The 24134-nt window shown below is 40.9% G+C and carries 27 protein-coding genes and 1 tRNA gene; 8 read left to right on the top strand and 20 right to left on the bottom strand.

Features of this window, described 5'->3' with window-relative positions; all coding sequences use genetic code 11:
* The first annotated feature begins 85 nt into the window (after positions 1-85).
* Positions 86-3355, top strand: coding sequence for a type I restriction endonuclease subunit R (locus AYJ58_RS13315; RefSeq protein WP_106650490.1), 3270 nt, complete (start codon positions 86-88; stop codon positions 3353-3355).
* 39 nt (positions 3356-3394) lie between these two features.
* A complete protein-coding gene (locus tag AYJ58_RS13320; protein ID WP_157825776.1) occupies positions 3395-3577 on the top strand; it encodes a hypothetical protein in 183 nt (60 codons plus the stop codon).
* 1123 nt (positions 3578-4700) lie between these two features.
* Here the strand turns inward: AYJ58_RS13320 and AYJ58_RS13325 are convergent.
* The 8 genes from AYJ58_RS13325 to AYJ58_RS13355 all read right to left on the bottom strand — a co-directional run bounded on the left by AYJ58_RS13325 (position 4701) and on the right by AYJ58_RS13355 (position 10668).
* Positions 4701-4967 carry an EexN family lipoprotein gene (locus tag AYJ58_RS13325; RefSeq protein ID WP_106650492.1) on the bottom strand — a complete coding sequence of 89 codons (267 nt, stop codon included), beginning with the start codon at positions 4965-4967 and terminating at the stop codon, positions 4701-4703.
* Positions 4968-5422: 455 nt separating this feature from the next.
* Complete coding sequence (locus AYJ58_RS13330) at positions 5423-6535, bottom strand: zonular occludens toxin domain-containing protein (RefSeq protein ID WP_106650493.1); 1113 nt, start codon at positions 6533-6535, stop codon at positions 5423-5425.
* 6 nt (positions 6536-6541) lie between these two features.
* Positions 6542-6829, bottom strand: a complete 288-nt coding sequence (locus AYJ58_RS13335) for a hypothetical protein (RefSeq protein ID WP_106650494.1) — start codon at positions 6827-6829, stop codon at positions 6542-6544.
* A gap of 1 nt (position 6830) precedes the next feature.
* The gene (locus AYJ58_RS13340) at positions 6831-8243 is read right to left on the bottom strand and encodes a hypothetical protein (protein WP_157825777.1); all 1413 of its coding nucleotides are present in this window, start codon (positions 8241-8243) and stop codon (positions 6831-6833) included.
* 152 nt (positions 8244-8395) lie between these two features.
* Positions 8396-8545: a hypothetical protein gene (locus tag AYJ58_RS21940; RefSeq protein WP_198555457.1), complete on the bottom strand. Its 150-nt coding sequence runs from the start codon at positions 8543-8545 to the stop codon at positions 8396-8398.
* Positions 8546-8553: 8 nt separating this feature from the next.
* On the bottom strand, positions 8554-8775 hold the full coding sequence (locus AYJ58_RS13345; protein WP_106650496.1) for a hypothetical protein: 222 nt from the start codon (positions 8773-8775) through the stop codon (positions 8554-8556).
* Between the two features lie 300 nt (positions 8776-9075).
* Entirely contained in the window at positions 9076-9381 is a 306-nt protein-coding gene (locus AYJ58_RS13350) for a single-stranded DNA-binding protein (RefSeq protein WP_106650497.1), read from the bottom strand.
* Between the two features lie 9 nt (positions 9382-9390).
* Positions 9391-10668: a phage/plasmid replication protein, II/X family gene (locus tag AYJ58_RS13355; RefSeq protein ID WP_157825778.1), complete on the bottom strand. Its 1278-nt coding sequence runs from the start codon at positions 10666-10668 to the stop codon at positions 9391-9393.
* Positions 10669-10799: 131 nt separating this feature from the next.
* On the opposite strand from AYJ58_RS13355, the gene AYJ58_RS13360 reads away from it, so the two are divergent.
* Positions 10800-10994: a hypothetical protein gene (locus AYJ58_RS13360; RefSeq protein ID WP_106651823.1), complete on the top strand. Its 195-nt coding sequence runs from the start codon at positions 10800-10802 to the stop codon at positions 10992-10994.
* A gap of 306 nt (positions 10995-11300) precedes the next feature.
* A complete protein-coding gene (locus tag AYJ58_RS13365; protein WP_106650499.1) occupies positions 11301-11552 on the top strand; it encodes a hypothetical protein in 252 nt (83 codons plus the stop codon).
* Between the two features lie 194 nt (positions 11553-11746).
* Here the strand turns inward: AYJ58_RS13365 and AYJ58_RS13370 are convergent, their stop codons facing one another.
* From AYJ58_RS13370 to AYJ58_RS13400, 8 genes are all read right to left on the bottom strand, one after another.
* On the bottom strand, positions 11747-12013 hold the full coding sequence (locus tag AYJ58_RS13370; protein ID WP_106650492.1) for an EexN family lipoprotein: 267 nt from the start codon (positions 12011-12013) through the stop codon (positions 11747-11749).
* Between the two features lie 455 nt (positions 12014-12468).
* Positions 12469-13581 carry a zonular occludens toxin domain-containing protein gene (locus tag AYJ58_RS13375; RefSeq protein WP_106650493.1) on the bottom strand — a complete coding sequence of 371 codons (1113 nt, stop codon included), beginning with the start codon at positions 13579-13581 and terminating at the stop codon, positions 12469-12471.
* Between the two features lie 6 nt (positions 13582-13587).
* Positions 13588-13875 (bottom strand): hypothetical protein, encoded by a 288-nt coding sequence (locus tag AYJ58_RS13380; protein ID WP_106650494.1) that lies wholly within the window; start codon positions 13873-13875, stop codon positions 13588-13590.
* 1 nt (position 13876) lies between these two features.
* Positions 13877-15289 (bottom strand): hypothetical protein, encoded by a 1413-nt coding sequence (locus tag AYJ58_RS13385; RefSeq protein ID WP_157825777.1) that lies wholly within the window; start codon positions 15287-15289, stop codon positions 13877-13879.
* 152 nt (positions 15290-15441) lie between these two features.
* Positions 15442-15591, bottom strand: a complete 150-nt coding sequence (locus tag AYJ58_RS21945) for a hypothetical protein (protein ID WP_198555457.1) — start codon at positions 15589-15591, stop codon at positions 15442-15444.
* An 8-nt stretch (positions 15592-15599) separates the two neighbouring features.
* Complete coding sequence (locus AYJ58_RS13390; protein ID WP_106650496.1) at positions 15600-15821, bottom strand: hypothetical protein; 222 nt, start codon at positions 15819-15821, stop codon at positions 15600-15602.
* Positions 15822-16121: 300 nt separating this feature from the next.
* On the bottom strand, positions 16122-16427 hold the full coding sequence (locus tag AYJ58_RS13395) for a single-stranded DNA-binding protein (protein ID WP_106650497.1): 306 nt from the start codon (positions 16425-16427) through the stop codon (positions 16122-16124).
* Between the two features lie 9 nt (positions 16428-16436).
* Positions 16437-17714: a phage/plasmid replication protein, II/X family gene (locus AYJ58_RS13400; RefSeq protein WP_157825778.1), complete on the bottom strand. Its 1278-nt coding sequence runs from the start codon at positions 17712-17714 to the stop codon at positions 16437-16439.
* A gap of 131 nt (positions 17715-17845) precedes the next feature.
* Here AYJ58_RS13400 and AYJ58_RS13405 point away from each other — a divergent pair, with 131 nt between their 5' ends.
* Entirely contained in the window at positions 17846-18040 is a 195-nt protein-coding gene (locus tag AYJ58_RS13405; protein WP_106651823.1) for a hypothetical protein, read from the top strand.
* A gap of 345 nt (positions 18041-18385) precedes the next feature.
* A complete protein-coding gene (locus AYJ58_RS13410) occupies positions 18386-18628 on the top strand; it encodes a hypothetical protein (RefSeq protein ID WP_106650500.1) in 243 nt (80 codons plus the stop codon).
* Positions 18629-18886: 258 nt separating this feature from the next.
* On the opposite strand, the gene AYJ58_RS13415 is transcribed toward AYJ58_RS13410, so the two are convergent.
* Both AYJ58_RS13415 and AYJ58_RS13420 read right to left on the bottom strand, forming a co-directional pair.
* Positions 18887-19330 carry a hypothetical protein gene (locus AYJ58_RS13415; RefSeq protein ID WP_106650501.1) on the bottom strand — a complete coding sequence of 148 codons (444 nt, stop codon included), beginning with the start codon at positions 19328-19330 and terminating at the stop codon, positions 18887-18889.
* 247 nt (positions 19331-19577) lie between these two features.
* Complete coding sequence (locus tag AYJ58_RS13420; RefSeq protein ID WP_106650502.1) at positions 19578-19763, bottom strand: hypothetical protein; 186 nt, start codon at positions 19761-19763, stop codon at positions 19578-19580.
* A gap of 478 nt (positions 19764-20241) precedes the next feature.
* Between AYJ58_RS13420 and AYJ58_RS13430 the strand changes: the two genes are divergently transcribed.
* Both AYJ58_RS13430 and AYJ58_RS13435 read left to right on the top strand, forming a co-directional pair.
* On the top strand, positions 20242-21855 hold the full coding sequence (locus AYJ58_RS13430; RefSeq protein WP_106650503.1) for an MATE family efflux transporter: 1614 nt from the start codon (positions 20242-20244) through the stop codon (positions 21853-21855).
* Positions 21852-22415 carry a hypothetical protein gene (locus AYJ58_RS13435; protein WP_106650504.1) on the top strand — a complete coding sequence of 188 codons (564 nt, stop codon included), beginning with the start codon at positions 21852-21854 and terminating at the stop codon, positions 22413-22415. The genes AYJ58_RS13430 and AYJ58_RS13435 overlap by 4 nt, the downstream gene beginning before the upstream one ends.
* Positions 22416-22623: 208 nt before the next feature.
* On the opposite strand, the gene AYJ58_RS13440 is transcribed toward AYJ58_RS13435, so the two are convergent.
* Together AYJ58_RS13440 and punC are read right to left on the bottom strand one after the other, a co-directional pair.
* Positions 22624-22714 (bottom strand) — tRNA-Ser (locus tag AYJ58_RS13440).
* Between the two features lie 80 nt (positions 22715-22794).
* A complete protein-coding gene (gene punC, locus AYJ58_RS13445) occupies positions 22795-24066 on the bottom strand; it encodes a purine nucleoside transporter PunC (protein WP_106650505.1) in 1272 nt (423 codons plus the stop codon).
* Positions 24067-24134 lie beyond the last annotated feature (68 nt).

Consider the following 24134-nt stretch of genomic DNA (forward strand, 5'->3'; position numbering starts at 1 on the left):
TCAGCTCACAGGTTTAATCAAGCCGCAGGTTTAGTAGGGCCGCTGGGCCACAGGTTAATAAAGTCACACATAGGGAATAATAACAGTGATAGATACAACCCAAGAGCGTATTTTTCAAGATGACATCATTACGCAAATGGTGGCCAATGGTTGGATTCAAGGCTCGCCTGAAGGCTACAATCGTGAGTCGGCGCTCTATGAGCAAGATGTATTGGCGTTTGTGAAAGCGACGCAACCTAAAGAGTGGCAAAAGCTGTGCAAGGTGTATCCCAATGAGCCAGAAAGCCATTTTTTAAAGGCATTAGTCACCCAGTTAACCAAGGCTGATGAAAACGCGACTGATAAAGAGTCTCGACTCTGGGGAACACTAGGCGTGCTGCGTCATGGGTTAAACATTCGCAATGCCCGTTTCTCGTTATGTCAGTTTAAGCCCGAGCATCGCCTTAACCCTGAAACGCTGGCGCGTTATCAGCAAAATATTTGCCGTATAGTGCCTGAGTTGGTTTATAGCTCTTATGCTACCGCGGAGCATCTAGCGGCTACAGGTAAAAAAGCCAAAGCATGGCGAATTGATTTAGTCTTGTTTGTGAATGGGTTGCCAGTTACGACATTAGAGCTGAAGTCTGAGTTTAAGCAAGCCGTTGAGAACGCTATTAAACAGTACAAGCGTACTCGCTTACCTAAAGATCCTGTGACAAAGAAGCGTGAGCCGTTGCTGAGCTTTAAACGCGGCGCATTGGTGCATTTTGCTGTGAGCCAGTATGAAGTCTATATGGCGACTAAGTTGGCTGGTGATGACACCTTCTTTTTGCCGTTTAACAAAGGCACCAAAGAAGGCGGTGCTGGTAACGATGTGCCCGAAGATGACAATCGCTATGCCACCGATTATTTATGGAATGAGGTGTTAGCGCCACACAACTTATTAAATATCATTGGCCGCTTTGTTCACTTACAAATTGAAGAAAAAGAAGACTGGGAAGGGCGAAAATACAAAAAAGAAACCCTTATCTTCCCGCGTTACCATCAGTGGGATGTGGTGACTAAACTGATTAATGCTGCAATAGACGAAGGCACTGGTAATAAGTATTTAGTACAGCACAGTGCAGGCTCGGGTAAGTCAAATTCCATTGCATGGACAGCCCATCAGCTATCAACGCTATATAATGAACAAGGCGAGAAGCAATTCCATTCGATTATTGTGGTCACCGATCGCACTGTACTTGATGATCAGTTGCAAGACACCATTTATCAGTTCGAACATGCCGATGGTGTAGTGGGGCGAATTAACAACAAAGAAGGTGATGGCTCTAAGTCAGAAAAGTTGGCCTTAGCGTTAGAAACCTCGCAACCTATTATTATTGTGACTATTCAGACTTTCCCGTTTGTATTACGTGCCATCGAGAACTCGACTTCGCTGAAAGAGCGTAGTTATGCTGTTATTGCTGACGAAGCTCACTCATCACAAACAGGAGATACCTCCCGCAAGCTAAAAGAAGTCTTGATGACTGAAGAGGTTGGTGATGACGTTGAGTTGTCATCAGAAGACATTCTTGATTCGGTTGTGGCCGCCCGACGTGGCAATGGTAACCTGAATTATTATGCCTTTACCGCGACACCAAAATCTAAAACGATAGAAACTTTTGGACGTTTACCTAAGCCTGAACTTCCACCCTCGAAGCAGAATAAGCCCGAGGCTTACCATGTGTATTCAATGCGCCAAGCAATAGAAGAAGGCTTCATTCTTGACGTGTTAAAAAATTACACCAATTACAAGGTGATGTATCAATTAGCGCAGAAGGTCGAGGCAGCTGATACTGAAGTCGACAGTAAAAAAGCTAAGGTAAAACTTAATCAATGGGTACGCTTGCATGATCACAATATTTCCCAAAAGGTAAAGGTGATTATTGAGCATTTTAAAGATAACGTAATGGGCTTATTGGGCGGTCAGGCGAAGGCGATGGTGGTAACCAGTTCGCGTAAAGAGGCCGTGCGTTACAAGCTTGCCTTTGATAAGTACATTGCAGAAGCGCTTGCAGATAAGAAGACTGGCTATGGCGCAATAAGAGCTTTGGTGGCCTTTTCGGGTGAAGTTGAGTTTAACGCTAGTGATCCTGATAGCTTGGCATTTATGGATCAGAAGTTTACCGAAAGAAACATGAATCCAGGCCTTAAAGGTCGGGATATGCGCAAAGCCTTTGATAGTGATGATTATCAAGTCATGCTGGTGGCTAATAAGTTTCAAACGGGCTTTGATCAGCCTAAGTTATGTGCCATGTACGTGGATAAGAAGCTTGGCGGGGTTGAATGTGTGCAAACCCTTTCTCGTCTTAATCGGATCTACCCGAGTAAAGCCGAAACCGGCACTTTTGTTTTGGATTTTTATAATTCACCGGACGATATTCTAGAGTCTTTTCAACCTTATTATCAGACCGCTGAACTCACCGATGTGACAGATCCGAACATGGTGTTTGATTTGTTTGAGAAGCTACGCACAAGCGGTATTTTCTTATGGTCTGAGGTAGAGAAATTCTGTGAGGCTTTCTTTACTAAGAAAAAGTCCAATGCTGCCATTAGTAATATTTGCCACCCAGCAAAAGAACGTTGGCAAAAGCGTTACACGTCTGCGGTAGAGGCTTACATCAAAGCCAAAGAGATCTTTGAACGCACCAAGAAAACCGATGATGCGGTTCTAATCGCCAATGCTGAAAATAGCTTTAAAGACTGTAAGCAAGAAAAAGACCGCCTTGAGCTCTTCAAGAAGGATTTAGGCAGCTTTACCCGTTTTTATGAGTTTATGTCGCAGTTGGTGGATTATGACGACAAAGAGCTGGAAAAACTTAGCTTGTATGGGAGGCACCTTCGCCCGCTATTGCGTGAAAAAGTCATAGAAGAGGATGAATTGGATTTGGAAAACGTGGTAATGAGTCACTATCGTTTATCTAAAATTCGCCAGCAAGACATTCAACTAAAAGAGGATGCGCCTGACTACGGGTTAGTTCCAATTACGGATATAGGCTCAGCCAAAGCGAAAGATAAAAAAGAAGAGCTTTTGTCATACGTGCTTGAGAAGCTAAATGAAGCTTTTGCCAATGAGAACTTATCTGATGGCGATTTGATTAATACCGTCCGTAAGTGGAGCGAGAAGGTTCGCGAGAACGAGACTGTGATGGCGCAAATCAAGAACAACACAAGAGCTCAAGCCATGCTAGGTGACTTCCCTGTTGCTAGTGATGAAGCGGTTATGGCCAGTTCAAGCGCCGAACAAGAAATGATGGTGAAGTATCTAAGTGATCCGTCTACTCGACAAAGCGTACTAGAAGTGATGTTTGATATGTTAAATGGGCAAAGGGCTTAGCGGTTAAGGATGTGCCGGCACTTAGTGCCGGAGTTCACTGTGAGCAGTGGAGCACTTATAAAAGCAGACGGTGAAATCATGACTATGCCACGCACGGAAATTCAAGTGTTCTGTCCCAATTATGAATTCAAGGTTCGTCATGATGTGTTGCTTGTTAAAGAGGGGGTGGCGTTATCCATGAGCTCTTTTACTTGGTCAAATTGCTATGCCAAAACAGAATAGTGATTAGTTACATTATTTGAGTTGGTTAGGTTGTAGTGGTAACTTTTAAAAATGTGTTTTTAGACCTAGAACAAACCTTTACAGAGATTGATGGGCGAGGGCGGATAAGGTATGTAGCACTCACGTATTCATGACTTGATTTTATATGGACTATGCATAAACACTTAGTCCAATTTTCACACGTAATGAGGGAAGGCGTGCCAAGATCAAGAGCTAGCTCATCAAAGTTGTATTGAGCTGATGGTTCGATACAACAAGATTTGCGGAGTTGAACGAGTATAAAGTGGGCCATGCGCTGAGATTTATTAGCTTCGCAATTCTCAACAAGTTAGGGTGTATCCTCGACATACACAGTTGTTGTTGTCCATCATGATTCAATCAGATGAATACAGTTTGTTAATATGTGCATAAGCAATTATTCAAGAAAAATACAGTTTTACGCTAATGCCGATAACGTCATTTATCGGCATTGTTGGAGACTCAGATAACACATTTATACACAGGAACTCAGTTGCTCAGTTCATTTCTAAAGATTCCATGTATCAATCAGTGCATTTATAGCCGGTAAGACAAATGTATCACTTAGCCAGAGTTTTGGTCGCTTTAACATCCGCTTCGATAGAGTCATATCATATCTTCGAACTTGAAGGCTTTCTGCATAAGTAAATCTGCTTTAAAGCTGTTACTGCGCGTTTTACATGATTTCTTTCGCATATGGTTACACAAAATCTAAAAGCATTCACGTAGAGACGCGAAAATACAATGGCTCAGTGACATCTTCGATATCAGACTTTAGATGAAAACTTCAATCTAATCGAATAAGAAATCGTCCCTTAATTTTTATCTGAATATCCATTGGCTAATCCTAGCTAGTCAAACAGCAAAATTTCAGTAGGTTAGCTTGCGACCTAGATTCATGTTCATCATAAAGGTAAATCTCAGTCTGCCGCGAAATCTCATTCTGAGTGGCCACGAACACACGAACAAACGGGGGAATGTAAAGAATATCAATTTCATTTAACATAATATACATTGTGCGCAGTATTGAGTGGAAGGGATTAGGGATGCAGATAATGTGTCGTTATCGGCATTAGCGCGTCAATCTCTGAAACAATGAAATGGTTTACTTAGGTAAAAGTTTGCGCGTGATAGGATCTATACCTAATAATTTTGCTGTGTGAATTTTTGCTTCTGCTGAAATCGCATTTAAACAATCTGCGGTGACTCCACGATCTGCGCTATCTCTGCACCATTTCACTTTATCGGTCATTAGGCCTTGATTGTGGAGGTAAAAATCAACTGTTTGGATTGTCTCAGGCTTTGAAGCTGAGTTATCCGTACATGCAGAAGCAAGAATTAGTGTAGCTAAAACTAAAGTAATTTTTTTCATTTAAACATCCTGTAAAGTGATTTATCTGTGCCTACGAGCTAAAACCTTAGCTTTTAATGTGTCATTCAATCTAAATGCTAACAAATAGCTACCTACATATACTATCCATCATATTGGTTAATTTCACATATTTGGAATATTTGAAATACTCATAGGCACAAAAAAGCCGACACTTCGAGGGGTCGGCTTTTTTTGTCGAATGCTTAAGACCAAAGAATCACCAATGATCACACTCTAAGTTCTGAATTCAAAACCTAAATAGGTTATAAAACATTACACACATTAATGTCAACAAACGGCACCGAAAAACAATTAGTGGTGAATGCCAATTTCACATATTTAGAATATTTAGAATATTTAGAATATTTAGAATATTTAGAATATTTGAAATGAACATTTTTCACCAATGCTTTGACTTGGTCGCCCCGCTCGCAATTCAAAGCATTGGTGAATATTTAAGTTGGTAAATCACTCGTTTTTTGATTGATAAAACTATCCGCCCAATCCTGTTTTATTTCAGTTTCACACATTGCATAACCAATGAAATCCTGACCTTCAATGATAACCATACAATCATTTATCGGCCTTAAGTTGTACTTCAACTTCATCAACTCTTTACTGGTGAATGTTGACTCATGCCCACTTGCAACAACTTTGTACCTGTATTCAACATTGGGATAATGCCCATTACTCATGACAATCGAAATGGAGTCTACAGATGAAAGAAAAGAGAAAACCTTCTTCTTAGGTGGTTCGATTTTATTTTGAGATGTAATAACTGGTGCTTTGACTAAATTTTCAGTTGAGGGCACTGACTGCTGAGGCTTAGACGGTGCATATTTCTCTTTTACATCACTAAACCCATAAAATACAAAAATGATGCAAACAATAACGGCCACAATACCTATTTTTATCGAAACGCCTTTTAAAGCATTAAAACGATCGTCAGTCCTCGTCTCGTCACCAGCCTCACCTGTTTCACTTTTGGTATGGCTCTGGTAAAGAGCATATATCTCTTTTTTAAACTTCCCCTGAATCTCCCTAAGCTTCAGCTTTTCAGGTGGTCGTTGCCCTCCTACACCGCCACGATAGACATCAACCCTGAATCTTGAGTTAAGACCGATGTTAGATAATTTAGTGACCCTAAAGGTTGTCTCGGTTAGCTCAATGACAAATTTAGCCATTTGAGAAATGTCCTGACAAACGAAAATGACTTCAGTTGAAAGGCCGTTCTCACCTACCATATGCCGATGTTCAGCGAGAAAAGTTTTATCTTGAGCACGCACAGCAGTGCTTTTCAGTCCGGAAGCCCATAAACGCCAAGCTTCATCAATGACAAGAACAGAACCAGACACAAAAACATCAGTCCACCAATTAGGGTTGTCGAGTATGTCTTGAGTCTTAAAAAGCACAACCGTAATACCAAAACGACTCAGGCACTCGTCATCTTTCATTGGAATGTTTGTGTAAACTGTTCTGTTTTTTTTCAACGCTGGAGCTATGACATTCTCAACAACGCCGTAAGATTTACCATGCCCAGGAAGCCCTGTATAGAAAGTGATCGCCATTAAAAACTACCCTACAAATGGAATTCGTCTAAGTAAAAATCTTGCAGTATAAGAACTGACTATAATTACCAATCCGTAATCAAGTTGAAACATTGAAGCAGCCCAAGCCACTCCTGATGGAATTTGAAATGTACCAACGTTAAGCATAAAATCTGGAACGGGTATTGATTCAAGTACAAAGGCAATTCCAGAAAATAACCAATCGTAAAGCCAAAGAACATAAGCAACATATTCATTTTGCAACCAAGTCGCAATGCAGCCAAAGTCTGTTATCCCACATTCTAATTCATTCATTTTATGAACTCGCAAATATTCTAAAACCAAGCCAAGCATAAATGACTAGCATTACTGCACTAATTATTGGTTCTATAATTAAAAATAACTCGCAATGAATATCTGTGCCTACGGTTTCATTTATTGGAGGTGGCAAGTCAAATGATATTATTGGGCACTGTGCATTATTGAGCGTTATTAAATGAGAAAACGAAGAGAAGCTTTGAACAATTGGAGCATTTGCTATTCTATTATAAAGCATGATACCCGCCTCCCCCAGATTTTTAGCGCCAGACTCTGGAATTAAACTTGGCGGCATTGATGTATTTGCCGAACCAAGACACTCTAAATAGTCTTTTGAATTTGGATTGCATTGACCACTTTCATTCCCACCACTTAATTCATCTATGCTGTCTTTTATTTCTGACAGTGAATCAGTAAGCCTATCACCTAATAAATTGTTTGAATTAATGTTATCGAGTGATGCACCACCTATTTCTAACTCTATCCCCTCTGAATTCAACTTACTTTGTTGATTAATTCCATTAAGAGAGTCATCTAGCTTTACAAAATCATCATTAAGAGCGTCATCAATAGATTTAGATAATTCATCAGCCGTGAATGATGGTAATTGCTCGCCATCACCAGAACCATTATCACCACCATTATTAGGAGAATTGGGGTCATTGGTGGGATCTCCATCACCATTACCACCGTTCTCTGGGTGATCTGGCGAATCAGGGTCAACCATTAAGCAGCTATATGTAAAATTAGAAGTATCTTGATAATAGAAAGAAAACTCCTCAGAAATTGAGCAGCTTGATTTGGATAATGCATAGTCGTAACAACTTTGGTAATCGTTACATTTTAATGGGCATATCCCCCCTTCTTTTTCTACAAATTCACCAGTATCACATTGCTTTAAATCTGGTCGGTCACAACTTTGATATTCGCCAGTATTAGCCGGAAATCCATCATTACAGATTTCTGGTTCAACTACGGTCTCGCAAGCTGCGGGGTCCGTTAAATTACACATGCCTGTTGCATGACTGATGGTATAACCGAGTGGACAGGTTCTAGGGCCCGTTTCTATCGTTAGTTTAGAGTACCGATTTAAATCAGATTCGCCATAAACCTCACCTTCTGGTGCTATAGGTTTAGGCGTTATTGGCGTAGTGTAAATAATACCACTCTGAGAGACATCATCAATCGAGGTGCCAAGGGGATAATGCCTTACCTCAAAAGTCTGATAAATAGATTTCAAACTACTATAAAATACACGCGTACCATTTTGATTTTGTTCAACATAATCATAATAGTAATTACCCGAAGGCGCATGCCCCTCTACTACTGGCGATGAATCTATATCTGTGGGGCACTCATTACCAAAAGAGCTGAGAGAAACCATAAAAAGCAACAAGGCGGAATATCTCACAACACCACCTTAAAACATTCTAAAGCATGATGCGGACGTGACAAAACCAGCCGAAAAGAAAGTCCAGTAGTATAAATCAAGCATAGGATTACCTTATTTAGGAAAAAAAATAGCCAGAGATTTCTGGCTAATTTCTGCTTTATTGGAACAAATTAAGCGCCGCGAACCATACCTAGTAGCATTCTTGCGCCTTTGATTGACACATAAACAATTACCGAAGCAGCAGCGACAGCGCCAATACCTACGATGATTGTTGCGAAGTCTACGGCGCCTGTAATTGCAGAGATTTGAGCTTCATCCATAATATTTACTACCTTATAAGTGCTAAAAGTTTTGATAATCCCCAAGCCGTTGCCCAAGGAATGATAAACAGGAAAAATCCTGAACCGAACATTGCAGTCGCGACCTGTGGGTCTATTTGACTGACGTTAAACGGGGCAACCGAAAGCTGTGTTGACCACCCCGCTGAACACTGTGGAGAACCATCCGAAGAAACGAAAATTTCACCATTGCAAACCAATTCAACAGCCATAATTAGGCTCCTTGCCAGCAATCTAACTCGGCAATTAGTTAAAATTGACAGTCCGATAATTGACGCTCTGTATTCACAACATCACACAGAGAACACTCGAATAAATCCGAACTTAAAAAATTAACTGGCTGCTCTGTCGCACCGTCAAAAAGATTGCCGCAGCAGGAACATGTCCAGATATCAAGTTTTTGGTCATCCATGAAAGCCCCCTCCTCTAATTGCTTTGGGTAAAATCTGAGCTTTGGTAAAGTCATACCTTCACGAGGTTTACCGTAGAAAAAATTAATCATTAGGAGGCTGTTAAACTGTTTTGCGGCCTATCAGAGCATCAAGCTCCGACCATGGCGCTAATGTGACCTCGAAAGGATTAATTTCAGGCTTATTAAACTTGTTGGCCTGAAAACTACTTGGGTGCATAAAATACTGACCAGCGGGGTAAGCTGGTTGCCCATCTTTTAGTGGGATTTGAACTTTCACTGGGTAGCGACCACCTGTGTACATGTAGCCAACTTGCCAATAAATAGTTCGTGGCGCTTTACCATCTTTGCTAGGAAATGTTTGCTGTTCTAACTTGCAATCCTGAGCATCTAATTCAATTTTCAACATATTTTTCCCTTAGCTTACTGCGCGTAAGCCTTCTCTAAGTTGCTTATATAATGGTTTTGGCTCTTGCCAGTTTTGCGGGTGTTGCTGGTTAAAATCGACGTTAATCATACGAATTAGCGGCACAACATTCAGGGCTGCTTGAGCCTGAAGATTTTGAAGGTAAGCTTTTGGTATAACAGAAGAAATAAGGTTTACGTTATAATAAAAAGTAGATTCCGGCATGGTTATCTTTACTTCATCCCACCCTTCACTTTTCAAGCTGCGAATAAAACGAAACAGCCTGTCAGCTTTGGCATAACTGACCTTGCCCTTTGAAGAAACAGTTTGATAATTTGCTCTAAGTGCATCCCTGACTTCATCATCGTTATATATATTCACTTGCTTGCCCTCGAACGTATTAAATATGTCTTCCCACGCATGGTTCCACATGTATTGAATCGGACAGTGACGTTTGCTCATGTCTTCACAGTGCCGAACAAAATCACCGACCCGAAGCGGAAAACCAAGACGCTTTAACATCCGCGGCATGATGGAAGCTTCAAAGCGTAGCGAGTTGTTTGCAAATTCCTGAACCTCAGGGCATTGCATGGCGCTTAACTGGCGTTGGTAAACGTCTAGCTGCGATCTCTTTAACTTGTCCTGCGTGTCTTTAATTGCTTGCTGTAATTCAAAATGCTTTAAGTAAGCTTTTAACTGCTTATGACGGGATGCAGCTTTGCCGCCATTTGAATTTTTAGTACCCCAATAAGCGGTGGTATCGTGTGATGACTTACTAGAACGGGTTTGGCCTGATGATAGATTTCTGAGTGCATGAATTGCATTTCTTGCTTCACTTTCACTCGATAGATGTGCAGTAAAAGTGCAGTCAATCTGTTTTATCTGAGAGCAATTAAAATCCAGCATTTCAGATAACCGTGGCATACCAACGGAAAAAGTAGTCACAAGTGATTCAATACAAAGACGGGTATCGTCAGAGCCAAAAACGTTATGACCTTGCAGTAGCTTTGCAGGACTCGCTTTTATCTCGACAAATGGCCAGTAAGTTGGCCCTCCTGCATGAATCTTAAAGCTAAGCGTTGACCAGCTAGACGGGATTGATTCGTACGGATGCCTAAGCGTTTCATAATCAAATTGACCATCGTTATAGATGACGTTACCCGCTTCTAAACGAACACCCCGTAAAGAGCATTCTTTGAGGTCAATAATCCCAGATGCGCGGTCAGCAACCACGTCACCTGCGACAAAATCCTCATGGAATGGTATCTCTATACGGAACATATCAATCATTACATGTATACACGAATAAAATAACAATGTGCCAATCATAATCTATGATTTATTACATGTAAACACGAATGAAAGAAATATATTAGATGTTGTATAGTGACATGAGATTAACTCTGGAAAACCGAAGAGATATGACAAAGAGAAACGACACTACTGTTGCTATTAATGGTGATAGAAAAACTGCTTTGCAGGATGCGGCTGTAGAGATCACTATTGCTACAAGAAAGCCTGTAAAACCTTCCGTTATAGTTCACTATCTTATTGATACTTACCTAAAAGATGCAGTGAAAGATTTAAAGGACAAAGAAAAAATCAAATCAGCCTGATTTTGCAGAAACTCCAAATATTGGAGTAGAGTCCACTGTTATAGTATGTGGACTCTGCCATCAACCCTACCCCATAAAATCGCTGATAATTGATTTTGTCTACGACCGTTTAACGGTAAACGCGCTGCAAGTCAGCAGCTAAAGAAAAGAGTCTGGCGGGGAAAATAAACGGGCTAAAAGCGCCCGATGAAGTGCGCTTGGCATTAAGGGACACGTCCCTTAATAATCCCCCAAATAAGTAACATATTGACTTAAATGGCAATTGATTCATTATGTTCATTCTTTCATCAGACAAAAGGAACCGCGATGTTTTATAAGCATGATTTTATAGAATCTAATCAGGAAATCATTGATAAAGAAGTGAAAGAGGTTATCGAGGCAATTACTGAACGACTGAAAAAAAATGGTTATTATAAAGGTGATTTTAATTTTGATACCCCTTCTGGAGTAGTTATTGCTGTTGCAGGTGAAGTGAAATATGAAATAGAAGGTTGGGGTTGGAACGTTACTGTAGATGTTCAAGCCTCTCAACAAAATATTAAATTTGAAATTCAGTAAGACTTCGCACAATCCAAGTTATGCAAAACTCAGCCCTTTCAGGGCTGTTTTTTTATGTCCGGATGCTACAAAAAAAAGCAGTTTTACATAACGTGAGATCACATTGTGCGCAGTATTGAGTGGAAGGGATTAGGGATGCAGATAATGTGTCGTTATCGGCATTAGCGCGTCAATCTCTGAAACAATGAAATGGTTTACTTAGGTAAAAGTTTGCGCGTGATAGGATCTATACCTAATAATTTTGCTGTGTGAATTTTTGCTTCTGCTGAAATCGCATTTAAACAATCTGCGGTGACTCCACGATCTGCGCTATCTCTGCACCATTTCACTTTATCGGTCATTAGGCCTTGATTGTGGAGGTAAAAATCAACTGTTTGGATTGTCTCAGGCTTTGAAGCTGAGTTATCCGTACATGCAGAAGCAAGAATTAGTGTAGCTAAAACTAAAGTAATTTTTTTCATTTAAACATCCTGTAAAGTGATTTATCTGTGCCTACGAGCTAAAACCTTAGCTTTTAATGTGTCATTCAATCTAAATGCTAACAAATAGCTACCTACATATACTATCCATCATATTGGTTAATTTCACATATTTGGAATATTTGAAATACTCATAGGCACAAAAAAGCCGACACTTCGAGGGGTCGGCTTTTTTTGTCGAATGCTTAAGACCAAAGAATCACCAATGATCACACTCTAAGTTCTGAATTCAAAACCTAAATAGGTTATAAAACATTACACACATTAATGTCAACAAACGGCACCGAAAAACAATTAGTGGTGAATGCCAATTTCACATATTTAGAATATTTAGAATATTTAGAATATTTAGAATATTTAGAATATTTGAAATGAACATTTTTCACCAATGCTTTGACTTGGTCGCCCCGCTCGCAATTCAAAGCATTGGTGAATATTTAAGTTGGTAAATCACTCGTTTTTTGATTGATAAAACTATCCGCCCAATCCTGTTTTATTTCAGTTTCACACATTGCATAACCAATGAAATCCTGACCTTCAATGATAACCATACAATCATTTATCGGCCTTAAGTTGTACTTCAACTTCATCAACTCTTTACTGGTGAATGTTGACTCATGCCCACTTGCAACAACTTTGTACCTGTATTCAACATTGGGATAATGCCCATTACTCATGACAATCGAAATGGAGTCTACAGATGAAAGAAAAGAGAAAACCTTCTTCTTAGGTGGTTCGATTTTATTTTGAGATGTAATAACTGGTGCTTTGACTAAATTTTCAGTTGAGGGCACTGACTGCTGAGGCTTAGACGGTGCATATTTCTCTTTTACATCACTAAACCCATAAAATACAAAAATGATGCAAACAATAACGGCCACAATACCTATTTTTATCGAAACGCCTTTTAAAGCATTAAAACGATCGTCAGTCCTCGTCTCGTCACCAGCCTCACCTGTTTCACTTTTGGTATGGCTCTGGTAAAGAGCATATATCTCTTTTTTAAACTTCCCCTGAATCTCCCTAAGCTTCAGCTTTTCAGGTGGTCGTTGCCCTCCTACACCGCCACGATAGACATCAACCCTGAATCTTGAGTTAAGACCGATGTTAGATAATTTAGTGACCCTAAAGGTTGTCTCGGTTAGCTCAATGACAAATTTAGCCATTTGAGAAATGTCCTGACAAACGAAAATGACTTCAGTTGAAAGGCCGTTCTCACCTACCATATGCCGATGTTCAGCGAGAAAAGTTTTATCTTGAGCACGCACAGCAGTGCTTTTCAGTCCGGAAGCCCATAAACGCCAAGCTTCATCAATGACAAGAACAGAACCAGACACAAAAACATCAGTCCACCAATTAGGGTTGTCGAGTATGTCTTGAGTCTTAAAAAGCACAACCGTAATACCAAAACGACTCAGGCACTCGTCATCTTTCATTGGAATGTTTGTGTAAACTGTTCTGTTTTTTTTCAACGCTGGAGCTATGACATTCTCAACAACGCCGTAAGATTTACCATGCCCAGGAAGCCCTGTATAGAAAGTGATCGCCATTAAAAACTACCCTACAAATGGAATTCGTCTAAGTAAAAATCTTGCAGTATAAGAACTGACTATAATTACCAATCCGTAATCAAGTTGAAACATTGAAGCAGCCCAAGCCACTCCTGATGGAATTTGAAATGTACCAACGTTAAGCATAAAATCTGGAACGGGTATTGATTCAAGTACAAAGGCAATTCCAGAAAATAACCAATCGTAAAGCCAAAGAACATAAGCAACATATTCATTTTGCAACCAAGTCGCAATGCAGCCAAAGTCTGTTATCCCACATTCTAATTCATTCATTTTATGAACTCGCAAATATTCTAAAACCAAGCCAAGCATAAATGACTAGCATTACTGCACTAATTATTGGTTCTATAATTAAAAATAACTCGCAATGAATATCTGTGCCTACGGTTTCATTTATTGGAGGTGGCAAGTCAAATGATATTATTGGGCACTGTGCATTATTGAGCGTTATTAAATGAGAAAACGAAGAGAAGCTTTGAACAATTGGAGCATTTGCTATTCTATTATAAAGCATGATACCCGCCTCCCCCAGATTTTTAGCGCCAGACTCTGGAATTAAACTTGGCGGCATTGATGTATTTGCCGAACCAAGACACTCTAAATAGTCTTTTGAATTTGGATTGCATTGACCACTTTCATTCCCACCACTTAATTCATCTATGCTGTCTTTTATTTCTGACAGTGAATCAGTAAGCCTATCACCTAATAAATTGTTTGAATTAATGTTATCGAGTGATGCACCACCTATTTCTAACTCTATCCCCTCTGAATTCAACTTACTTTGTTGATTAATTCCATTAAGAGAGTCATCTAGCTTTACAAAATCATCATTAAGAGCGTCATCAATAGATTTAGATAATTCATCAGCCGTGAATGATGGTAATTGCTCGCCATCACCAGAACCATTATCACCACCATTATTAGGAGAATTGGGGTCATTGGTGGGATCTCCATCACCATTACCACCGTTCTCTGGGTGATCTGGCGAATCAGGGTCAACCATTAAGCAGCTATATGTAAAATTAGAAGTATCTTGATAATAGAAAGAAAACTCCTCAGAAATTGAGCAGCTTGATTTGGATAATGCATAGTCGTAACAACTTTGGTAATCGTTACATTTTAATGGGCATATCCCCCCTTCTTTTTCTACAAATTCACCAGTATCACATTGCTTTAAATCTGGTCGGTCACAACTTTGATATTCGCCAGTATTAGCCGGAAATCCATCATTACAGATTTCTGGTTCAACTACGGTCTCGCAAGCTGCGGGGTCCGTTAAATTACACATGCCTGTTGCATGACTGATGGTATAACCGAGTGGACAGGTTCTAGGGCCCGTTTCTATCGTTAGTTTAGAGTACCGATTTAAATCAGATTCGCCATAAACCTCACCTTCTGGTGCTATAGGTTTAGGCGTTATTGGCGTAGTGTAAATAATACCACTCTGAGAGACATCATCAATCGAGGTGCCAAGGGGATAATGCCTTACCTCAAAAGTCTGATAAATAGATTTCAAACTACTATAAAATACACGCGTACCATTTTGATTTTGTTCAACATAATCATAATAGTAATTACCCGAAGGCGCATGCCCCTCTACTACTGGCGATGAATCTATATCTGTGGGGCACTCATTACCAAAAGAGCTGAGAGAAACCATAAAAAGCAACAAGGCGGAATATCTCACAACACCACCTTAAAACATTCTAAAGCATGATGCGGACGTGACAAAACCAGCCGAAAAGAAAGTCCAGTAGTATAAATCAAGCATAGGATTACCTTATTTAGGAAAAAAAATAGCCAGAGATTTCTGGCTAATTTCTGCTTTATTGGAACAAATTAAGCGCCGCGAACCATACCTAGTAGCATTCTTGCGCCTTTGATTGACACATAAACAATTACCGAAGCAGCAGCGACAGCGCCAATACCTACGATGATTGTTGCGAAGTCTACGGCGCCTGTAATTGCAGAGATTTGAGCTTCATCCATAATATTTACTACCTTATAAGTGCTAAAAGTTTTGATAATCCCCAAGCCGTTGCCCAAGGAATGATAAACAGGAAAAATCCTGAACCGAACATTGCAGTCGCGACCTGTGGGTCTATTTGACTGACGTTAAACGGGGCAACCGAAAGCTGTGTTGACCACCCCGCTGAACACTGTGGAGAACCATCCGAAGAAACGAAAATTTCACCATTGCAAACCAATTCAACAGCCATAATTAGGCTCCTTGCCAGCAATCTAACTCGGCAATTAGTTAAAATTGACAGTCCGATAATTGACGCTCTGTATTCACAACATCACACAGAGAACACTCGAATAAATCCGAACTTAAAAAATTAACTGGCTGCTCTGTCGCACCGTCAAAAAGATTGCCGCAGCAGGAACATGTCCAGATATCAAGTTTTTGGTCATCCATGAAAGCCCCCTCCTCTAATTGCTTTGGGTAAAATCTGAGCTTTGGTAAAGTCATACCTTCACGAGGTTTACCGTAGAAAAAATTAATCATTAGGAGGCTGTTAAACTGTTTTGCGGCCTATCAGAGCATCAAGCTCCGACCATGGCGCTAATGTGACCTCGAAAGGATTAATTTCAGGCTTATTAAACTTGTTGGCCTGAAAACTACTTGGGTGCATAAAATACTGACCAGCGGGGTAAGCTGGTTGCCCATCTTTTAGTGGGATTTGAACTTTCACTGGGTAGCGACCACCTGTGTACATGTAGCCAACTTGCCAATAAATAGTTCGTGGCGCTTTACCATCTTTGCTAGGAAATGTTTGCTGTTCTAACTTGCAATCCTGAGCATCTAATTCAATTTTCAACATATTTTTCCCTTAGCTTACTGCGCGTAAGCCTTCTCTAAGTTGCTTATATAATGGTTTTGGCTCTTGCCAGTTTTGCGGGTGTTGCTGGTTAAAATCGACGTTAATCATACGAATTAGCGGCACAACATTCAGGGCTGCTTGAGCCTGAAGATTTTGAAGGTAAGCTTTTGGTATAACAGAAGAAATAAGGTTTACGTTATAATAAAAAGTAGATTCCGGCATGGTTATCTTTACTTCATCCCACCCTTCACTTTTCAAGCTGCGAATAAAACGAAACAGCCTGTCAGCTTTGGCATAACTGACCTTGCCCTTTGAAGAAACAGTTTGATAATTTGCTCTAAGTGCATCCCTGACTTCATCATCGTTATATATATTCACTTGCTTGCCCTCGAACGTATTAAATATGTCTTCCCACGCATGGTTCCACATGTATTGAATCGGACAGTGACGTTTGCTCATGTCTTCACAGTGCCGAACAAAATCACCGACCCGAAGCGGAAAACCAAGACGCTTTAACATCCGCGGCATGATGGAAGCTTCAAAGCGTAGCGAGTTGTTTGCAAATTCCTGAACCTCAGGGCATTGCATGGCGCTTAACTGGCGTTGGTAAACGTCTAGCTGCGATCTCTTTAACTTGTCCTGCGTGTCTTTAATTGCTTGCTGTAATTCAAAATGCTTTAAGTAAGCTTTTAACTGCTTATGACGGGATGCAGCTTTGCCGCCATTTGAATTTTTAGTACCCCAATAAGCGGTGGTATCGTGTGATGACTTACTAGAACGGGTTTGGCCTGATGATAGATTTCTGAGTGCATGAATTGCATTTCTTGCTTCACTTTCACTCGATAGATGTGCAGTAAAAGTGCAGTCAATCTGTTTTATCTGAGAGCAATTAAAATCCAGCATTTCAGATAACCGTGGCATACCAACGGAAAAAGTAGTCACAAGTGATTCAATACAAAGACGGGTATCGTCAGAGCCAAAAACGTTATGACCTTGCAGTAGCTTTGCAGGACTCGCTTTTATCTCGACAAATGGCCAGTAAGTTGGCCCTCCTGCATGAATCTTAAAGCTAAGCGTTGACCAGCTAGACGGGATTGATTCGTACGGATGCCTAAGCGTTTCATAATCAAATTGACCATCGTTATAGATGACGTTACCCGCTTCTAAACGAACACCCCGTAAAGAGCATTCTTTGAGGTCAATAATCCCAGATGCGCGGTCAGCAACCACGTCACCTGCGACAAAATCCTCATGGAATGGTATCTCTATACGGAACATATCAATCATTACATGTATACACGAATAAAATAACAATGTGCCAATCATAATCTATGATTTATTACATGTAAACACGAATGAAAGAAATATATTAGATGTTGTATAGTGACATGAGATTAACTCTGGAAAACCGAAGAGATATGACAAAGAGAAACGACACTACTGTTGCTATTAATGGTGATAGAAAAACTGCTTTGCAGGATGCGGCTGTAGAGATCACTATTGCTACAAGAAAGCCTGTAAAACCTTCCGTTATAGTTCACTATCTTATTGATACTTACCTAAAAGATGCAGTGAAAGATTTAAAGGACAAAGAAAAAATCAAATCAGCCTGATTTTGCAGAAACTCCAAATATTGGAGTAGAGTCCACTGTTATAGTATGTGGACTCTGCCATCAACCCTACCCCATAAAATCGCTGGTAATTGATTTTGTCTACGACCGTTTAGCCATAAACGCGCTGCAAGTCAGCAGCTAAAGAAAAGAGTCTGGCGGGGAAAATAAACGGGCTTAAAAGCGCCCGATGAAGAGCGCTTAGCATTAAGGGACACGTCCCTTAATAATCCCAATACAGCCAAATGGTCAATAAACGAACAATTATTAGGTGACTACTAAATAGCTGGCTAGTTCTGTTAAGCTTCACTCAATGATTATAAGCAGACACAACCAAAGGAAATATTGATGAAACTATATGAAATAACTACAAATGAATTCGATGAAGAAATAGATAAAAAGCTTATAGAATCAGGTGACTTAGCTAAACTAGAAGCATCAGCTGAAAAAATTATTAGAACTTTAAACATAACAAAAAAGAACTGGACCTGCTTAGCTGGTATTAGAATTGGCGACGAAAAACTAATCATGGACAGAAAGCGCTCTCTCACTATTTCTGAAAATAAATATTTCTTAATTGATAACGATTAACACTTCGCACAATCCAAGTTATGCAAAACTCAGCCCTTTCAGGGCTGTTTTTTTATGTCTGGATTCTATAAAAAAAAGCAGTTTTACATAACGTGTGATCACATTGTGCGCAGTTTTGTATGGAAGGTATTAGGGGCCGATAAGTGATGTTATCGGCATTTCAGTTAAAGAAAAGAGTCTGGCGGAGAAAATCAATGGGCTTAAAAGCGCCCTATTAAGAGCGCTTGGCATTAAGGGACACGTCCCTTAATAATCCCTCTAACTAGGAACTGGTAATCGCATTAGTGGCATAGGTATTTCTAACCAGTGAGCCAAAGCGTAAATAGCCATAATAGATAGACCTACCGCAAGTGTCGTTAATGTCCGATAGAAAAGATTTCGCCTATGTGCCCTCGTCTCTGCGAGGTCACTTTGACGAATGAGATCAGTAATTTGATCATATCTAGTTAAAGCAAAAGAATAATCGTCGTGCAACGGATTGTAGTGATTAGATAGACTATTGTGAGGACTTTCTAAAAGTTTGATTATTCTCTGTCTCTCTGTAGCAATTGCATTTAATTCAGTTAAAGTTTGTTCAACTAAATTTCTCATACGCTCTTTAAATAGCTCCGGTTTAACCGGGGAACGCACGGGGCTTATCAAATCCTTTATATTTTTATTTAGATCAATGGTAGATGTAAATTTGTCTGTTATTTTTGGCATAAAAAATCCAGTTTACTTAGTGATGTTAATAACATAGCAACTAGAAGGTACTTCGCACAATTCAAGTTATGCAAAACTCAGCCCTATTCAGGGCCGTTTTTTTATGTCCGGATGCTACAAAAAAACAATTTTAGATAACGTGAGATCACATTGTGCGCAGCTTTGTGTGGAAGGGATTAGGATGTCTAAATGGTTCTTCTAGTGTGACTCTTCGCAGTTCTGGCTGATCTTGAACCCTCATAAGGGATTATTTGCATGATGCAGTGTCCTTAAGTTGTTCTAGTGTGTCGTCCAGTTCGCCCAGTAACACGCAAGATTTAGCCATTAATTGCAGTTGAGCGTCTTTAGGCGCTAAGCCTTTCAGTAGAAACTCGTTGATGCTTTGTATGTCATTGCGTAGCTGGATTGCGCTATTGATTAGTGACTCATCCATGATTAGGCGTCCTTATTGTGTGGATTTGCCATCGTTCTTGGTGCTGATGCGATTAACGACGTTATTGGCGTGATTGTTAAGCCAAAGCGTTTTAGTTCAAGGCCGCCAAAGTTGTTCACTACGTTGGATCTTCGACTTGTAGCTTAATTTGGACAGTAAATGGTTCGCACAAGTTTGCCGTCTTTGGATGGTGTATTGCAAATCCTTGATGTTGTATCTGGTTTTACGCGCACTTTTAAATATTGGTCTTGTTGACTATACAGAACTGCAATGTGCCCTTGCCTCCCGACTCGAATCTGGTAATTGACATCAGACGGTTGAGTGAGAATAATACGCGGCAGGTTGCAGAGAAGCCTATCCGCAAAAGATGATATCACTCTGATAAATTAATAGCGTTGCGAATCGATTTCATATCGAACCCACAGCAATCAAATAAGTTTGGCTTAGCGGAATGCCAATAAACTTAGGAGAATTGTTTGTGAAACATGCAACAGCTAACACTTTAAAGTCCGTCAGTATCAATGTTGAACCTTCTGACATTGTGCCCTTGGCAGTCACCGAAACACTCTTCCACGGGAAATCTCACTCAAGCTCTCAGTCAACAGAGTACTTAGGTACATTAGCAATCCCTACTTTGTATTTGCGTTTTGCATTACCTATGGCCTTCGCAATGATGCTCAGTGCCAGCTACAACTTAGTCGACTCATATTTTATTTTGAAATACATCGGCGCCGATGCATTGGCTGGGGTGACGATTGCCTTCCCGTTACAAATGATGATTTTCGCTTTAGCCTGCATGATAGGAAATGGGACGGCGACCTTAGTGAGCCGATTTTTAGGGGCAAACGAGTTTGATAAGGCGAGTCAAATCGCGAATACCGGTTTCGCGTTAGCCCTATGTTGCGGCGTGATCGCCACTGTCGTGTCACTCGCCCAGCTCGATAATCTATTAGCATTTATTGGGGTAAGCTCAACACTTGCCTTAGCTGCTATAGATTATCTACAACCCATTCTCTGTTTTAGCCTGTTCACCTTTTTGTTATCCCTTAGCGGCGATTTACTCAGAGCACAAGGCAAAGTCGTGGTGATGCTGCTGGTTATCTTGTTGTCGGCGGTCATGAACATCCTCTTCGATACACTCTTTATTGCCGTATTGGAGATGGGCGTGAGCGGAGCTGCGTGGGCAACGGTGGCGGGTCAATGTATGAGTCTATTTATCGCCGTCGTTTATTTTGTCCCCAATAACCGCTTTGCCAATAAGCAGGCGTTTCATAAGCAAGCTACCCAGCCTATTTATTTTAGAATGGAGCTGATAAGGCTCAATCTCACTGAGATAAAAGCGATTCTTGGCTTGGGTAGTCCAATACTTTTGTCATATCTTGGGATTGCCTGTGTGATCTCATTGGTAAATCATATTTTAGTCAGTCATTTAGCCAATGTAGTGCCCAATACGCTAGCGGCGAATGAGGTCGCTTACATGATCAGCGCTTATGGTTTGATCGGACGCTTTAATATCTTTATCGCCCTACCGCTCATGGCTCTCACCAGTGCAGGACAGACGATCAGTGCCTATAACTATGGGGCGATGACATCTTCTCGGGTGTTAGCGTGTGCTAAATGGGGCATAGTCTTGACCTGCTGTTATCTGAGTGTAGTGACAATCATATTTATGGGGTTTCCGACCTCAGTATTTGGTATGTTCACCGATGACCTCGCACTCATTGCCGCCTGTATTAAGATTTCGAGTGTGACGTTTATCGCCTTACCTTTGGCGGGCATCACAGGTATCGCAATTGCTGTGTATCAAGGCACAAATCGCCCTAAGCTTGCATTGCTATTATCTGGGATAAAAATCTATGGTTTATTACTGCCACTGCTGGTCTTATTACCTCAACTATCTTTTGCAGATATTTCATTTATCACAGGTGCATTAAACATTAATATCATGCCAAACGCTTTGATTGAGTTATGGATGGCCTTTCCAATCGCGGACATTTTAGCTTGTCTCTTGAGTTTATTGATCATCAGTATTTGGCCTTTTATTCACGTGCCGCGAGCAAATCGAGTTAGTCATGGAGGTAATGCAAAATGAAGTTAGCCAAGATGAAAGACTCAAGCGCCATCGCATTAAATGAAACCAAAATTCGCGCTAAAAAGCTGCTCAAAGCTTGTCAGCAGGATGAGCCGTCTGCCAAGCAAAGAGTCGCGACCTTAATGGCGAAGTTGGGCATCTTACACTCAGATCTCCAGCTTAAGCATTGCCAACAAGTGATCGCACGTGAGCTAGGGTTTATCGATTTTCATCATTGCCAGCGAGTCCTGTCGGGTCAAGCCATACTCGGGGATGATTGGGGAAACTTATTCCACACTAAGCAATGCGATACGCTACTCAATCATTGGTTTACAGGTTATTTAGCCGCGCGTGATTTTAATGCACAAGCTGAAGGCACACTACTACTCCCCTTCAAGAAGCAGTTTTTTGTGGTGGAGCGGCAGGATTACTGTAATGCGCTGAATTTGCATATAATTTCGCAACAGGTGGATAACGCCGGCGAACCGACAATCCTGCGGGATCTGGTAAGTAGCTATGCTAATGCAGACTGGAACTTCTTTGCGCTGGCCATGATCCAACACAAATTACCCAAAGTGTAATGATGGCTGAGATTGTCAGTGCATCTTGAATGAGGCATCTTGAATGAGCGAATCTAGAGTTAAATGGTAAAGACTAGCAAGGTCATCAGTACTGACGGCCTTGTTGGTGACATAGGGTGGAGGCGCTGCGTTTCGAATCAGAAACTCAAGGCTAGAATCGCTAAAATGCAAAAATCCGCTAATTGCTTAGCGGCTTTTTGACTTAATATGGCGGAGGAGCAGGGATTTGAACCCTGGGTGGGCTATAAACCCACGCCGGTTTTCAAGACCGGTGCATTAAACCACTCTGCCACCCCTCCGAACGAGGCGCATAATATAAGTAAGTGTGTTGACTGTAAAGCACTAACTCTTAATTATGCGTCAATTGTTGCTATTACACTCAATCCGCTGGATTTTGCTTCACATCGGCCACTATGCCGACACGTGCGGGATCTGGCTTAGTGAAATGTTTGGCAAAATCGCCCCACTCTTGTTGGCTCTTAAGTACATAGCCGACCACAACTAAGATAGCGCAACATAGGATACCCCAGCCGATCGCTACTTCACCTAGGCTTGCCCACATAGCGACTAAGCTAGAGGCACCAAAGGCTATGCTTATCTGCAAGAAGTTCTGTAATCCTGCGGCCTTAGCGGCATTCTGACTAAACTGTTGTAGTGCACTATTTACGACTATCGGGTAAATGGCACCATTAGCTGCGGCTAAAATCGAGAACGAAATAAGCAGTGGGAAAATCGTGCTCGCTGGGAAAATCAGCGTGAACATGATGATCGAAATAACGCAGGCTGCGAAAATCGACAACAAGATATTGAGTGTTTGATGCCCGCCAATGCGTTTTATCAGTAACTTACTCGCATAACCACCGACAATAAACATAATGGTTTGCGGGATAAAGCTTAGCCCGATTTCAGTCGCTTGATAACCGTGCATCTCCATCACAATCGGCCATACAGTTAGGTAAGCAAAGAAAGCACCGGAACAGGCGCCGAAGATCACGACGTTGCCTAAATAGCGGGTGTTTTTCAAAATTTGCCCATAAGATACTGCAGCATGATCACTGTGCGTATGCTGACGCTTGCCTGGCACAAAGTACAAGGTCATCAATATCAGTAGAAAAGCGATAACACACAAAGAGATAAAGATTGCACGCCAGCCTAATTCGTTCAGAATGTAAGCGCCAAGGATCGGTGCTAATGCAGGCGATAATGCAACCAGTGGCATAATGTTGCTGAAAATACCTTGGGCTTTATCGGCATCATATTGTTCAACCACAATCGCTTGCCAAATAACCCCTGCACTACAGGCGCCAATCGCTTGGAAGAAGCGCGCGGTATTGAGCATGAATATAGAATCGCTGTTGGCAATAAACACGCTGGCAATGGCAAACACCACTAAACCAAAAATCAGTGCCCAACGTTTGCCGATTTTATTGACTAAGGGGCCGTAAAGTAGTTGGCCTAGGGCAAGACCCGCAAGGAAACAGGTCAGCGACATCGCCACCTCTGATGGGGTACTGCTAAATGAGCCTTCAATTGCTTTGAAAGCAGGTAAGTACATGTCAGTGGCAATAAAACCGAGCATGCTCAACATGGCTAAATAGAATAGAAACATAAAGAACTTTATGTTTACAAAGGCGTTACTAGAAGTTTTCATAAGATATTCGGGTCGAATTGACTAAAGCGTGCAGTCTAATGACTTGTTAAATCTATTGGAAACGTTTA

The organism is Shewanella sp. Pdp11, assembly GCF_002838165.1.
GTDB classification, from domain to species: Bacteria; Pseudomonadota; Gammaproteobacteria; order Enterobacterales; family Shewanellaceae; genus Shewanella; species Shewanella hafniensis.